The organism is Bacillus sp. BD59S (assembly GCF_007363175.1).
GTDB classification, from domain to species: Bacteria; Bacillota; Bacilli; order Bacillales; family Bacillaceae_G; genus Bacillus_A; species Bacillus_A pacificus.
In genome coordinates, this window is the sequence record NZ_CP034686.1 from 4,335,609 (window position 1) to 4,347,949 (window position 12,341).

At 37.7% G+C, this 12,341-nt stretch carries 13 protein-coding genes and 1 other annotated feature (1 of these 14 only partly in view); of the genes, 4 read left to right on the forward strand and 9 right to left on the reverse strand.

Translation table 11 applies throughout. The features are described 5' to 3' along the window. Window positions 1–25 precede the first annotated feature (25 nt). From EKQ63_RS24730 to EKQ63_RS24750, 5 genes are all read right to left on the reverse strand, one after another. Entirely contained in the window at window positions 26–223 is a 198-nt protein-coding gene (locus EKQ63_RS24730; protein ID WP_000124489.1) for an alpha/beta-type small acid-soluble spore protein, read from the reverse strand. An 80-nt stretch (window positions 224–303) separates the two neighbouring features. Beyond that, entirely contained in the window at window positions 304–1,518 is a 1,215-nt protein-coding gene (gene thiI / locus EKQ63_RS24735) for a tRNA uracil 4-sulfurtransferase ThiI (protein WP_000989288.1), read from the reverse strand. A gap of 6 nt (window positions 1,519–1,524) precedes the next feature. Further along, entirely contained in the window at window positions 1,525–2,667 is a 1,143-nt protein-coding gene (locus EKQ63_RS24740) for a cysteine desulfurase family protein (protein ID WP_143881598.1), read from the reverse strand. A gap of 168 nt (window positions 2,668–2,835) precedes the next feature. Beyond that, entirely contained in the window at window positions 2,836–4,548 is a 1,713-nt protein-coding gene (gene ezrA, locus EKQ63_RS24745; RefSeq protein ID WP_001970967.1) for a septation ring formation regulator EzrA, read from the reverse strand. Between the two features lie 207 nt (window positions 4,549–4,755). Next, window positions 4,756–5,598, reverse strand: a complete 843-nt coding sequence (locus EKQ63_RS24750) for a LysR family transcriptional regulator (RefSeq protein WP_087954091.1) — start codon at window positions 5,596–5,598, stop codon at window positions 4,756–4,758. A 124-nt stretch (window positions 5,599–5,722) separates the two neighbouring features. On the opposite strand from EKQ63_RS24750, the gene EKQ63_RS24755 reads away from it, so the two are divergent. Further along, the gene (locus tag EKQ63_RS24755) at window positions 5,723–6,667 is read left to right on the forward strand and encodes a DMT family transporter (RefSeq protein WP_087954090.1); all 945 of its coding nucleotides are present in this window, start codon (window positions 5,723–5,725) and stop codon (window positions 6,665–6,667) included. A gap of 11 nt (window positions 6,668–6,678) precedes the next feature. Here the strand turns inward: EKQ63_RS24755 and refZ are convergent, their stop codons facing one another. Then, a complete protein-coding gene (gene refZ / locus EKQ63_RS24760) occupies window positions 6,679–7,317 on the reverse strand; it encodes a forespore capture DNA-binding protein RefZ (protein ID WP_087954089.1) in 639 nt (212 codons plus the stop codon). A gap of 147 nt (window positions 7,318–7,464) precedes the next feature. On the opposite strand from refZ, the gene EKQ63_RS24765 reads away from it, so the two are divergent. Then, a complete protein-coding gene (locus tag EKQ63_RS24765) occupies window positions 7,465–7,944 on the forward strand; it encodes a GAF domain-containing protein (protein ID WP_000494335.1) in 480 nt (159 codons plus the stop codon). 62 nt (window positions 7,945–8,006) lie between these two features. Here the strand turns inward: EKQ63_RS24765 and megL are convergent, their stop codons facing one another. Then, window positions 8,007–9,185 carry a methionine gamma-lyase gene (megL, locus tag EKQ63_RS24770; RefSeq protein ID WP_087996642.1) on the reverse strand — a complete coding sequence of 393 codons (1,179 nt, stop codon included), beginning with the start codon at window positions 9,183–9,185 and terminating at the stop codon, window positions 8,007–8,009. A gap of 398 nt (window positions 9,186–9,583) precedes the next feature. On the opposite strand from megL, the gene rpsD reads away from it, so the two are divergent. Further along, a complete protein-coding gene (rpsD, locus tag EKQ63_RS24775; RefSeq protein ID WP_000135311.1) occupies window positions 9,584–10,186 on the forward strand; it encodes a 30S ribosomal protein S4 in 603 nt (200 codons plus the stop codon). A gap of 54 nt (window positions 10,187–10,240) precedes the next feature. On the opposite strand, the gene EKQ63_RS24780 is transcribed toward rpsD, so the two are convergent. Then, a complete protein-coding gene (locus EKQ63_RS24780) occupies window positions 10,241–10,369 on the reverse strand; it encodes a hypothetical protein (RefSeq protein ID WP_000050944.1) in 129 nt (42 codons plus the stop codon). Between the two features lie 149 nt (window positions 10,370–10,518). Here EKQ63_RS24780 and EKQ63_RS24785 point away from each other — a divergent pair, with 149 nt between their 5' ends. Beyond that, window positions 10,519–10,821 (forward strand): YjdJ family protein, encoded by a 303-nt coding sequence (locus EKQ63_RS24785; protein ID WP_143881599.1) that lies wholly within the window; start codon window positions 10,519–10,521, stop codon window positions 10,819–10,821. 77 nt (window positions 10,822–10,898) lie between these two features. Here the strand turns inward: EKQ63_RS24785 and tyrS are convergent, their stop codons facing one another. Next, window positions 10,899–12,155 (reverse strand): tyrosine--tRNA ligase, encoded by a 1,257-nt coding sequence (gene tyrS, locus EKQ63_RS24790; protein WP_001994474.1) that lies wholly within the window; start codon window positions 12,153–12,155, stop codon window positions 10,899–10,901. Between the two features lie 70 nt (window positions 12,156–12,225). Continuing rightward, window positions 12,226–12,341, reverse strand: a binding site (T-box leader); it runs 114 nt beyond the window's last position.

Here is a 12,341-nt window from a genome sequence, read left to right on the forward strand (position 1 = left end):
GCTCTTTCTAAGCCATCATATGGGATTATTTTTGGTAACCGCCTAATTGTTGCTCAGCTAGTGAAACTAGACGTTTAGTGATTTCGCCACCAACAGAACCGTTAGCGCGAGCTGTTGCATCAGCTCCAAGTTGAACACCAAACTCTTGAGCGATTTCGTATTTCATTTGGTCTAATGCTGATTCAGCACCAGGAACCGCTAATTTATTTGTGCTACGTGCCATGTTATATCACCTCCTTGTGAGTATAGAGTGTGATAAATAACATGACTTCATACACGTTTCAGATATGGTAATTTATGGTTTTAGAAAAGTTCTTCGAATTTTTCTTCTTCCGCCACTACTTCTACCGTTTGTAATACCATTGTTTCTTTGTTCGCTACAGCTTCATCGATTAATGGTGTGAAATCGTATTTCGCTTCAAAACGATTCGCTTTTTCACGCTTCGGCTTCGTCGCTGGGCTTGCTGGTGTAAATACTGTACAGCAATCTTCGTACGGACGAATTGAAATTTCATATGTGCCGATTTCTTCAGCGATTTTAATAATCTCTAATTTATCCATCGTAATAAGTGGACGAATAACTGGATAGTTTGTTACTTCGTTAATCGTATGCATACTATCTAATGTCTGACTTGCTACTTGTCCAAGACTTTCACCAGTCGTGATTGCTAGCGCGTTACGCTCCTCTGCGATACGCTCTGTAATACGCATCATCATACGGCGCATAACTGTCATTGAATAGCTAGATGGGATTTCTTTATTAATCGTTTTTTGCACTTCTGTAAATGGAACAAGGTGAAGTGTTACACGTTTACAGTATTTCGTTAACTCTTGTGCTAAATCGATTACTTTTTGTTTCGCGCGCTCACTTGTGAAAGGTGGGCTATGGAAGTGAACTGCTTCCACAGATACGCCGCGTTTCATCGTTAAGTATGCTGCTACTGGGCTATCAATACCGCCAGAAAGAAGTACCATTACTTTTCCGCCAACACCAACTGGTAAACCGCCAGCTCCCATACGCTCATCGCACATAATGTAGCTATAACCACTGCGAATTTCTACACGTACATTTACATCTGGATTATGAACATCTACAGTAATATCTTCTGTATTTTCTAGAATGTGTCCACCAATCTCAGGTAATAATTCCATCGTTCTCATTGGGAAATGCTTATAAGAACGGTGTACAGTAATTTTAAATGTTTTCACATCGCCTTTTACTTGTAAGAAAGCTGCTAATGCACCTTTTTTAATATCTTCTAATTCCGATGGTACTTTCATCGCTAAGTTAAACTTATGAATACCAAATACATCTTTCAATCTTTCAGATACCGCTTCATGATCTTCGCCATTTAATTGGATGTACATACGGTCATGTGTTGCATCAATTTTAATATTTGGGAATTTTTTCAGTTTGAACTTCACGTTATCTTTTAATGTGCTTACAAATTTAGAACGGTTCTTACCTTTAGTCGTCATCTCTCCATAACGAACTAAAATATATTCATATGTCATCATATTCCTTTACCTCATCACTTCATATAATTTTGGCATCGTCTCTTTCACAATACCTTCAAATTGCTTAACTTCTTCCATCGTATTTTCTGGTGCCAAACTAATACGAATAGCACTTGCAGCAGCGGCATGTGGTACTCCCATTGACACTAACACTCTGCTCACTTCATTTGCTTTTGAAGAACAAGCAGATTTCGTTGATACATATACACCGTGTTCTTCTAAAGCATGAACGACCACTTCTGGTTTTAAACCTACAAATGATACATTTAAAATGTGCGGTGCTGCATATGCAAGCGACGTATTAATCGCTACATCTTCCATCTCTTTAAAGAAACGAACAAGCTCTGCTTGTAAACTTTGCAAATGAGCTACCTTTTCTTTCACTTGTTCCATTGTCATGCGAAGTGCTTTCACCATCGCTACAATGCCAGGTAAGTTCTCTGTGCCAGAGCGATACTTCAGCTCTTGTTGACCACCTGATAAAATTGGATCTAACCTTACGCCATCACGTACATAAAGAAGACCCGTTCCTTTTACACTGTGGAATTTATGTCCAGATATTGAGCAAAGATCAATATGAGAAGCGTATAAATTAAGCGGTACTTTTCCTATCCCTTGTACATGGTCCACATGGAATCTTATTTTCGGATAATTCGATAATAACGTTCCAATTTCAGCAACAGGCTGAATTGCTCCAGTCTCGTTGTTCACGTGAATAATTGACACAAGAATCGTATCTTCACGAAGTGCCCGTTTTACATCCTCTACCGATACAACACCATGCTCATTAACCGGTAAATATGTTACATCAAAACCGAGATCTTCTAATTGTTTATATGCTTCAAACACAGACGCGTGTTCAATATTTGTTGTAATGATATGTTTACCGCGCGAACGATTCCTCATCGCTATCCCTTTAATCGCAAGGTTATTCCCTTCCGTTCCACCTGATGTGAAAATAATCTCAGAAGGTTTAACGTGAAGAAGCTGCGCTGCAATTGTTCTTGATTGTGTTAATAGACGCTCTGCCTCTCCTCCAAGCGAATGAATAGAAGAAGGATTCCCAAAATATTTCCCTGCAACCTTTACGTACGATTGAAGAGCTTCTGGATATGGCTTTGTCGTCGCACTATTATCAAAATAGATCATCGTTCTTCCCCTTTCAGCGCTGTCACATCATATAATCATATCACAAATACGTGTCATTACGCCAAGACTACTAAAAGGTTCCGTTATATTTTAAAACGAATAACCTTACTGTATTCCGCTATTCATTATAGCAACATCGCCTGAAAAATTACACAAAAAAACAAACCCTTATGAAAGGGTTTGTTCATTGTCTACATATTCAGCTATTTTTTGAACAACGCCAGGCTCAAGTTGCTCTAGTACAGACGCCGCTTGTTCTAAAGCTGCATCGTATTGATATTCACGGAATAATTTCTCCGCATAATTTAAGCTCTCTGCAAGGTTCTCATCATGACTGCGGTAACGATTACCGTATTGAATTAATTTTTCAACTAAATACGCTTGTCCAATTAACTCTTCTGTCATTTCAGCAACACCATTAACAGTTGTGTAAGCTTCTTCTAAACTGCTATTTACAGCATTCATATTTAACGGCTTCACTTCTAATTGCTCATATACAGCTTGCATTGCCATTTGTCCTCTTTTTAAATCTTCCATAATACTCTCTGGAAGACCTGGCAAATTCGACTTTTGCATAAAGCGTTTCGTTTCGAAAATAGTATTTCGCATTTCTTGTAACTTCTCACGTGCTTCAAATTCTTCTTTACGCATCGTTTGCAGCATTTCTTTATATTCTGCATGAAGTACTTTTAATGTTTCACATTGCTCATAAACCTCTTCTAGTTCCTCACGAATAATAGAGAAGGCAATATCTTGTTCCGCAACTCGTAATTGCAGCATTTCAAAACGTTTCATTAAAATGTGCATTTGCTTTTCAATTACTTTTTGAGACTCAATGTCCTTATCTTGTAACTGATAACTTTGTTTCACAAGTTGTGTTTCTGCTTTTGTTTCAATCGTTTCAGTTCGAATTTCTTCTAAGTCTTCATAAACAGAAAGTGTTTTTTGCTCCACATAATGTCTCGCATGCACTTCTTGTTCCAGTTGATCATAGAAGCCATCTAAACGCGTTTTTAAGTTTTCTACTTTTTCAGCCGCTTCCGTTATGTGAAGCTCTTGTATATCCATTAAACATGTTTGTAGTTGTTTCGTCATATCGCGAACTTCTTTAGGGACTTCCAAATAATCTAATACATAACCTTGTCTTACCATATCATTATGTCCGTGTAATAAATCTTCCAGCTGAACTGGTAACGTCGCTTGACACTCTACCAATAAATCTGGAATTTGGTGAATAATGATTTCTAAATCTGCTAAACCTTCTTCCAAACTAATAACAATTTCTCTCGCTTTTAAATAGTCGCCATTGTTTGTTGCTTCTTCAAAGGTTTTAAATTTCTCAGATTCAGCGTCTAGCATCTCTTCGATTTTCTGCTCTGCTGCTCCATACATATGTCTATGAGCAAGAACACTCTTCTTCATACTACGATATGTATCACGTAACCCTTCAATTTCTGAGCTATTTTTTTCATGGCTTTCTAACAATTGCTGTAATTCATTTAAAATGTCTGTAATACGATTATCAGCGTCATCTAAACCACTTATGGATTCATTCATCGCATGCTTTGCTTTTCGGAAGGAGAATTGCGAGGCGAATTTTCGCGCTTGCGCTAAATCTTTGTCAGCTTTCGGAATGGTTGTTGATACAATTTCATCCCATTCTTCACGCCATTTACCAAACAGTTCTTCTGTTTGACCCGTCATATTTAAATCTTTCACCCGTTTTAGTTCATCTGCCACAGGTTTATCTTTTATCTCTTGTTTCCACTGCTCAAGTGCTTCGATATCTTTATATGAACGATTTCTTATCACAAGCTCTATCATGAGCAGCACTAGAATAGAGCTTACTACAATGATAACGATCGTCAGGATAGAATCCATGCAAAAAAGCCTCCTAGTTATATCTCTTTTTTTGTCCGTTCCGTTTATGAAATGGAAGGCATTATGTATAAAAAGGGAATTCCCCTATATTTAACAACTAACAATGTACTAATCATACCATGTAATGGTTTGTTTTTGACCTAGTTTTTTTTAAAATTTCATGTTTCTTTCAATGCAATTGTAATCTTTCTCAATATTCCGTTTGGATTACCTCTCATCATCAAATGAATGAACTAAATGGCCTTCTTCCATATGAGATGCGAAATAAATTTTGCGCACAAGTGGCGGTTCAATAGAAATCGCCTGCACATTTCCTTGCCTTACCGCTTGCTCTACTGCTATTTCTGGAAGTAACGTAATGCCAAGTCCAGCACTGACCATCGCAAGCATCGGTTCTGCATAAGAAGTTTCAAATGCAATGATCGGTTTCGTCCCTATCCCTTGAAACATATTCGTAATCATTTTTCTTACATCGCAGATTTCTGGGTATACGATTAACTTTTCATTTTGCAAATCTTCCATTCGGATTACTGTTTTCTCTTTATAAAGATGATCATTTGAAACGACACAAACAATTTTTTCTTCTCGGATTTCTTTTATACACGTAGCACTTTCTACTGCTGAATCGATGAACATCGCTTCAATCTTCCGTTCTTTAAAGAGTCCCATCAGTACTTTCGTATGCTCAATTTTCCATTCTACTTCGAACCCGTCACCTAATATATCTTTACACTTTGATATGTAATGTGCTGCTAAACTTGGCAATATGCCTATAGAAATGTTCCGCTTCTCTTGAAATTTCTTCATCTCAGCTTTCACTTCATGTATGTGTTCCAAAATCGGTAACATTCTTTTTATAAATAGCTCTCCAGCACTTGTTAATTCCACTCCTTGCGCGGAACGCTTCAGTAAAGTAACTTCTAAATCGGCTTCTAATCTTTGAATTTGTTTACTAAGCGCCGGCTGCGAAATATGTAAAATCTTACTCGCCTTTGATAAACTTCGCGTATTCTTTACTTCAATAAACGATCGTACTGCCTCCAAATCCATCGTACACACCTCTAACAAAAAGTTATAACTGTCATAAAGAATCGATATTTCCTTCTATAAACAATTACTCTTTATACTTATTTCATCAACTTACTATAACGAAATGTAAAGGGGAAAGATACTCTTGAACAAAAAACAAATGCTACTCGGATCCCTCCTATGCTTACTTGCCGTAACGGCTTGGGGATTTATGTTTCCTGTCATGGCAAACGCCTTACAATTTATCGATCCGTTCTTCTTCACAACGATTCGCTATGGATCAGCAGCTATTATTTTTCTTATTTTGCTATTCACTACTGAAGGAAAAAATTCACTCCGCTTAGAAAAAAGAACACTTTCGTTATTCTTTTACGGAACGGTCGGCTTCGCTGGATATGGTTTTCTCGTTTTTTACGGCCAACAACTTGCCGGACCTTCTGGAGCCATCCATGCCGCGATGATTCAGTCTCTTATGCCACTCATCGCTTTATTATTACAGTGGATAACGAAAAACAAACGCCCACAAAACTACACATTCCTTTGTATGTTCGTTGCACTTATCGGTGTTATGCTTGTCATTTCAAAAGGAAATATTCACTTATTATTTGGAGCTGCCAGTCACCTCACAACAAATATACTTATGCTGTGCGGCGTTACTTGCTGGGTCATTTATACAAACGGTGGTGCTAGTTTTCAATCTTGGTCACCACTGAGGTACACGACGTTAACTTGTTTATTTGGCTCAATTTCACTCATTGTTATCGTCACTTTCTTTACTTACACAAACGTCATTACTGTACCGTCACTACGTACAATTATGAACGTTCGTTTTGAACTCTTGTATATGTCGATTATTGCAGGTGTTATCGCTGTATTTTGCTGGAACACAGGAAATCGCTATATTTCATCTATTAACGGCATATTATTTATGAATTTAGTTCCTGTACTTGCACTTATCGGTTCCATCTTTCGAGGTTATACAGTCGACAAAATTGAAATTGCCGGAGCTTCATTAACAATTATCGCGCTATTATGCAACAATGTATGGCAAAGAAAAGAAAGCACAAAAATCCCCACCTCAGTTCGTTAGGTGGGGATTTTTCACATATGAACAGCTCTTGGCCATTCCTGATACATATTCGTTATACATAATGTTTGTTCCATCCATTGTTCAATTTCTTTCGTGTACATTTCTAAGAAAAATGTCTCAGACGGAAAAGAATGCAGTACTTCTGATATATATTGCGGATATAAAAACGGCATATTCATCATGCCTTTTAATTGCGTCATAAACATTGTAAAAGATACCTTCTTAAACTCTCGTTTCATTTGTCCTTGCTTTATGATTTGCTCTATATAATATCTTTCTTTAGAAAAGTAAATGGTCATCACTTCTCGAATTAATGTCGTATCAAGCGACAGCTCTCGGTAAAAGAAACGTGTCAGCTCCCTATTATCAAATTGATATCGTAAAATCCCGCGCACCATTTGCACCATCACATCTTTAGCCGACAAATACTCTCTCTGTTCAAAGGACGTTTCAATCACATGAATATACCCTTCTAAAAAATCCGTAATAAGCTGCTCTAATAGGCCTTGCTTTCCAGCAAAATAATATGAAATATTCGCTACATTCACATCCGCTCGCTTTGCAATGTCTCGCACCGACGTTCCATCATAACCTTTCGTGTTAAACAACGATATTGCCGCATCAATTACTTTTTGTTTCGTCTGTTTCATGCGCTCACTTCCTCTCACTGAACAGCTATAGTGTAAATTTCTTGACTTTTAAGACAAATTCCTTTAATTTTCTATCGACAAAGTCATGTGAAATACATCGTATTTTGCTAATATTTTACACATCTCGATAAAAAAGGAGCTGTTTCCATGTTTACTAAAGAAAGTTATGCAGGATCTCGCGTGCAGCAATATGAGACAGTAATTAAACAACTGGATGCATTATTAACTGGCGAATCAAACGTAGTCGCAAACTTATCAAATGCGTCCGCATTATTAAACCAATTTTTGGATCGTGTGAATTGGGTTGGCTTTTACGTAACAGAAGGAAATCAGCTTGTTCTTGGACCATTCCAAGGAATGCCTGCTTGCGTGCGCATTCCATTTGGACGAGGCGTTTGCGGCGTTGCAGCTGAAACGAAAACAACGCAGCTTGTAGCAGACGTTCACCAATTCCCAGGACATATCGCTTGCGATAGTGCTTCGAATTCAGAAATCGTCGTACCGATTATTAAGGATGGGAATGTCATTGGTGTACTTGATATTGATAGTCCTGAAAAAAATCGTTTCGACGAAGTAGATCAGCGCTATTTAGAAAAGTTTGTGGAAACACTCCTAAAACATATGTAACAAAAAAAGAGCTAGTTATCGATTAAGTACATTACGTACAAAACCGATAGCTAGCTCTTTTTTTATTGATTACTAACCGTAGATATTTTCTTTAACGCTTGCTCTAAATCAGAAACGATATCCTCCCACGATTCTAAACCGACAGATAAACGTATTAAATTATCATAAATGCCCATTTCTTGTCTTAAATCAGCTGGAATCGCAGCGTGCGTCATTGTTGCCGGGTGCTGAATTAACGTTTCCGTATCTCCTAAACTTACCGCAATTGTAATAAAGTGAAGGTCATTAATAAACGCCTGCGTCTCTTCTTTCCCGCCTTTAATTGAAAAAGATATAACGCCGCCCCCACGTTTCATTTGGCGAGATGCTAACTCCCCTTCTGGATACCAAACATCTTCTACCGCATCATGATTTTTTAGGAACGATACAATTTTTTCTGCATTATCACAATGGCGATCCATTCTTACCGCTAACGTCTTTAATCCGCGTAACAATAACCATGCATCAAACGGCGCCATAATACCGCCGATATCTTTTCGCATCGGGCGAATTTTTTCAGCTAACGCTTTCGTTTTACAAATTGTTACACCCGCTACCACATCACCGTGACCACCAATATATTTTGTCGCACTATGAACAACGGCGTCACAGCCAAGTTCAAGCGGTCTTTGTAAATAAGGTGAACAAAACGTATTATCAACAATTACAAGTAAACCATTTCTCTTCGCAACCTGAATCACTTGTTTTAAATCAATTAATTTCATTGTCGGATTAATCGGCGTTTCAACGAAAATAAGCTTTGTATTTGGACGAATTTTATTTTCAATATCAGCCTCTGTCTCCATATCACAAAACGAATGCGTAATCATAAATTTTTCTTCTAACACTTCTAAAAAGCCGTACGTGCATCCATATAATCCATTTGAACAAATAATATGATCTCCAGCTTTTAAAAAACCAATTAACGTTGCGGAAATAGCTGCCATACCGGATCCGAAAGCAAGCGCTTCTTCTCCTCCTTCTAACACCGCCATACGTTCTTCAAATAATTTCACAGTTGGATTTCCAAGTCTTGAGTAAATATAAGATGGATCCACTCCCGCAAAACTCGCTTCTCCTTGCTGCGCAGTTTCAAATGTAAATGTAGACGTTTGAAATAAAGGCGGTGTCAAACTTCCTTTATGTTCCTCTGATGTATAACCGTGATGAATTAACGCTGTCTCCATATGCTTCTTTTTCATAAAAACATCCCCTTTTATGTTTTTATTGCCGCATATTCATCAACAAAAATTTGATGAACGTTTTTACTACATTTTATGTAAGCGTTTTATTTGTGTTTCTATCTCTTCTTTTATATCGTTTTAAATTCCTTCTTGTTCATTTCCAAAATTTATATGCATAAAACAAAAACGTACTCGCTTGACGAAACTCTGGGTAAAAGATATAATAGCGTTTGTGTAAAATAAAAAGGCAGCCTTGTAATGTGAGTTTATCGTTTGTATTTTGTTCCTCTACGGAGGTGTATCTCGTAACTCCCTGCTGCTGGAGCGAAGGTACATGAAAACAAAATGCCCGTAAATATCGATTACGTCTGTTTTTATTTTACGTAAATAAAAACATTTTAAAGGAGGAGTCAACTATGGCTCGTTATACAGGTCCAGCTTGGAAACTGTCTCGTCGTCTTGGAATCTCTCTAAGCGGCACAGGAAAAGAATTAGAAAAACGCCCTTACGCACCAGGTCCTCACGGTCCTAACCAACGTAAGAAACTTTCAGAATACGGTTTACAATTACAAGAGAAACAAAAACTTCGTCACATGTACGGCATGACTGAGCGTCAATTCCGTCGCACATTTGACCAAGCAGGTAAAATGCCTGGTAAGCACGGCGAAAACTTCATGATCCTTCTTGAAGCTCGTCTTGACAACTTAGTTTACCGTATGGGCTTAGCTCGCACTCGTCGTGCAGCTCGCCAATTAGTAAACCACGGTCACATCATGGTTGATGGCGCTCGCGTAGATATCCCATCTTACCGTGTAAAACCTGGTCAAACTATCAGCGTTCGCGAAAAATCTAACAACCTTGTTGTTGTTAAAGAAGCGATCGAAGTTAACAACTTCGTACCAGAATACTTAACTTTCGATGCTGACAAATTAGAAGCTACTTACACTCGTCACGCTGAGCGTGCTGAGTTACCAGCTGAAATCAACGAAGCATTAATCGTAGAGTTCTACTCTCGTTAATGACAAAAAGCCAATCCTGTGGATTGGCTTTTTTCGTTTATATATAAAATAAAATTATTTATTTTCCTCTTTCTGAACATATACATAAGCATCTTTCTGCTCTTTATGTACATCCACCTTCGAATTCTCTGCAAGCTGACCCGCATTTAGCAAAGAAAAAATAATGAGCGCTTCTAGTGACATTTCGTTTTACCACTCCTTTCTAGTTGTTATACATTTATCATACCGCTTACATGTGATTTCCGTATGAACTCGAAAAGGAGATTACAACAAAATGGTTACAGACATATGAATGCACGCTATAATAACCATTAAATAGGAGGTGGATTCTTTTGACAATAAACCAAATGGTTCAGTTAGGCAGTGCATGTATGCTATTTATTACTTCGGCACTTATGAGTTGGTATCAGGGAAGTAATTTGATAGATTATCCTGATGAATGGAAATATAGCGCTAAGTTTACAAATTACTTCAAAGGCACCGTTTCAAATTACGAAGATATTTATCAAATCGACTTCTTTATATATGCAGCAAAATTTTATCCAACAGCATTTATCGTTATGCTTATTAGTTTACTTTATATGCTCATATTAATTCTTTATATTCTATTTAAAAGAAAAGATCCGGCAATTTAAATCCATACATAAAAAACCCGAATCATAAACTTTTCAGCCTACAATTCGGGGTACTATTTGTTTATATTCGTTTCTAATTAGTAACGAATTAAGAAATATTTCTTTTTACCGCGGCGAATGATTGTGAATTTACCTTCGATGCGGTCGTTTTCTGTTACAACGTAGTCTAATGCTTGTGTACGCTCACCGTTTACGTAGATTGCGCCGTTCGTTACATCTTCACGTGCTTGACGTTTTGATGGAGAGATTTTGCTTTCTACAAGTAAGTCGATTAATACTGTATCTTCTGCAGTACGTTCTACAGATGGTACGTCTTTGAATCCTTGCTCGATTTCACTTGCAGTCAGTTCTGCTACAGAACCGCTGAATAATGCAGCTGAAATTTTAATCGCTTGCTCTAATGCTTCTTCGCCGTGAACAAGTTTTGTCATTTCTGCACCCAATGCTTTTTGTGCTGCACGTTTTTCTGGTGCTTCAGCTACTTGCTTTTCAAGCTCAAGAATTTCTTCATGAGATAAGAATGTGAAGTATTTTAAGTATTTAACAACGTCGCGGTCATCTGTGTTAATCCAGAATTGGTAGAACTCGTAAGGAGTTGTTTTCTCTGGGTCTAACCAAATTGCGCCGCCTTCTGTTTTACCAAACTTCGTACCGTCAGATTTCGTAACAAGTGGAATTGTTAAACCGAATGCTTTTGCATCTTCTTCTGATTTACGGATTAATTCAAGACCAGCTGTAATGTTACCCCATTGGTCACTACCACCGATTTGTAGGCGGCAATTATGGTGTTGGTATAAGTTTAAGAAGTCGTATGATTGTAAAATCATATAACTAAACTCAGTAAATGAAATACCAGTTTCTAAACGAGATGCTACTGTATCTTTTGCTAACATATAGTTTAAACCGAAGTTTTTACCGATATCGCGTAAGAATGAAATGACATCTAAGTTACCAAGCCAGTCATAGTTGTTAGCCATTGTTGCCGGGTTGTCCACGTTTTCGAACTCTAAGAAGTTTGAAAGTTGGTTTTTGATACTTTCTGTGTAGTAAGCAACTGTATCTTTCGTATTTAATGTACGTTCTGCTTTTTTACCACTTGGGTCACCGATCATACCAGTACCACCGCCAACAAGTGCGATTGGTTGGTGACCAGCTAATTGGAAACGACGTAACATTAATACTGGTAACATATGACCGATGTGTAAGCTATCCGCTGTTGGGTCGAAACCACAGTATAATTTAACGCTTTCTTTTTCTAATAATTGCTCAAGGCCCTCAGCGTCAGTTTGCTGATTAATTAGACCGCGAAATTCAAGATCTTGTAAAATACCCATATCCTACATACTCTCCTTTAAGTTCATTACTGGCGTGAAGGTTAAAAACATAAAAAAATCGCCCCTTCAAATAAGGGACGATTTTGATTATCGCGTTACCACCCTAGTTGCAGACCAAAAAAAGCCTACCACCTTATTTACATAACGGCTTAGCACCGTCTCTTCCCTTTTGAATACAATTCAATC

What these genes read in the sequence shown, in the direction of transcription:
- EKQ63_RS24730 (WP_000124489.1), bottom strand. Translation starts at nt 223, where the DNA reads ATGGCACGTAGCACAAATAAATTAGCGGTTCCTGGTGCTGAATCAGCA.
- thiI (WP_000989288.1), bottom strand. Translation starts at nt 1,518, where the DNA reads ATGATGACATATGAATATATTTTAGTTCGTTATGGAGAGATGACGACT.
- EKQ63_RS24740 (WP_143881598.1), bottom strand. Translation starts at nt 2,667, where the DNA reads ATGATCTATTTTGATAATAGTGCGACGACAAAGCCATATCCAGAAGCT.
- ezrA (WP_001970967.1), bottom strand. Translation starts at nt 4,548, where the DNA reads ATGGATTCTATCCTGACGATCGTTATCATTGTAGTAAGCTCTATTCTA.
- EKQ63_RS24750 (WP_087954091.1), bottom strand. Translation starts at nt 5,598, where the DNA reads ATGGATTTGGAGGCAGTACGATCGTTTATTGAAGTAAAGAATACGCGA.
- refZ (WP_087954089.1), bottom strand. Translation starts at nt 7,317, where the DNA reads ATGAAACAGACGAAACAAAAAGTAATTGATGCGGCAATATCGTTGTTT.
- EKQ63_RS24765 (WP_000494335.1), top strand. Translation starts at nt 7,465, where the DNA reads ATGTTTACTAAAGAAAGTTATGCAGGATCTCGCGTGCAGCAATATGAG.
- megL (WP_087996642.1), bottom strand. Translation starts at nt 9,185, where the DNA reads ATGAAAAAGAAGCATATGGAGACAGCGTTAATTCATCACGGTTATACA.
- rpsD (WP_000135311.1), top strand. Translation starts at nt 9,584, where the DNA reads ATGGCTCGTTATACAGGTCCAGCTTGGAAACTGTCTCGTCGTCTTGGA.
- EKQ63_RS24780 (WP_000050944.1), bottom strand. Translation starts at nt 10,369, where the DNA reads ATGTCACTAGAAGCGCTCATTATTTTTTCTTTGCTAAATGCGGGTCAG.
- tyrS (WP_001994474.1), bottom strand. Translation starts at nt 12,155, where the DNA reads ATGGGTATTTTACAAGATCTTGAATTTCGCGGTCTAATTAATCAGCAA.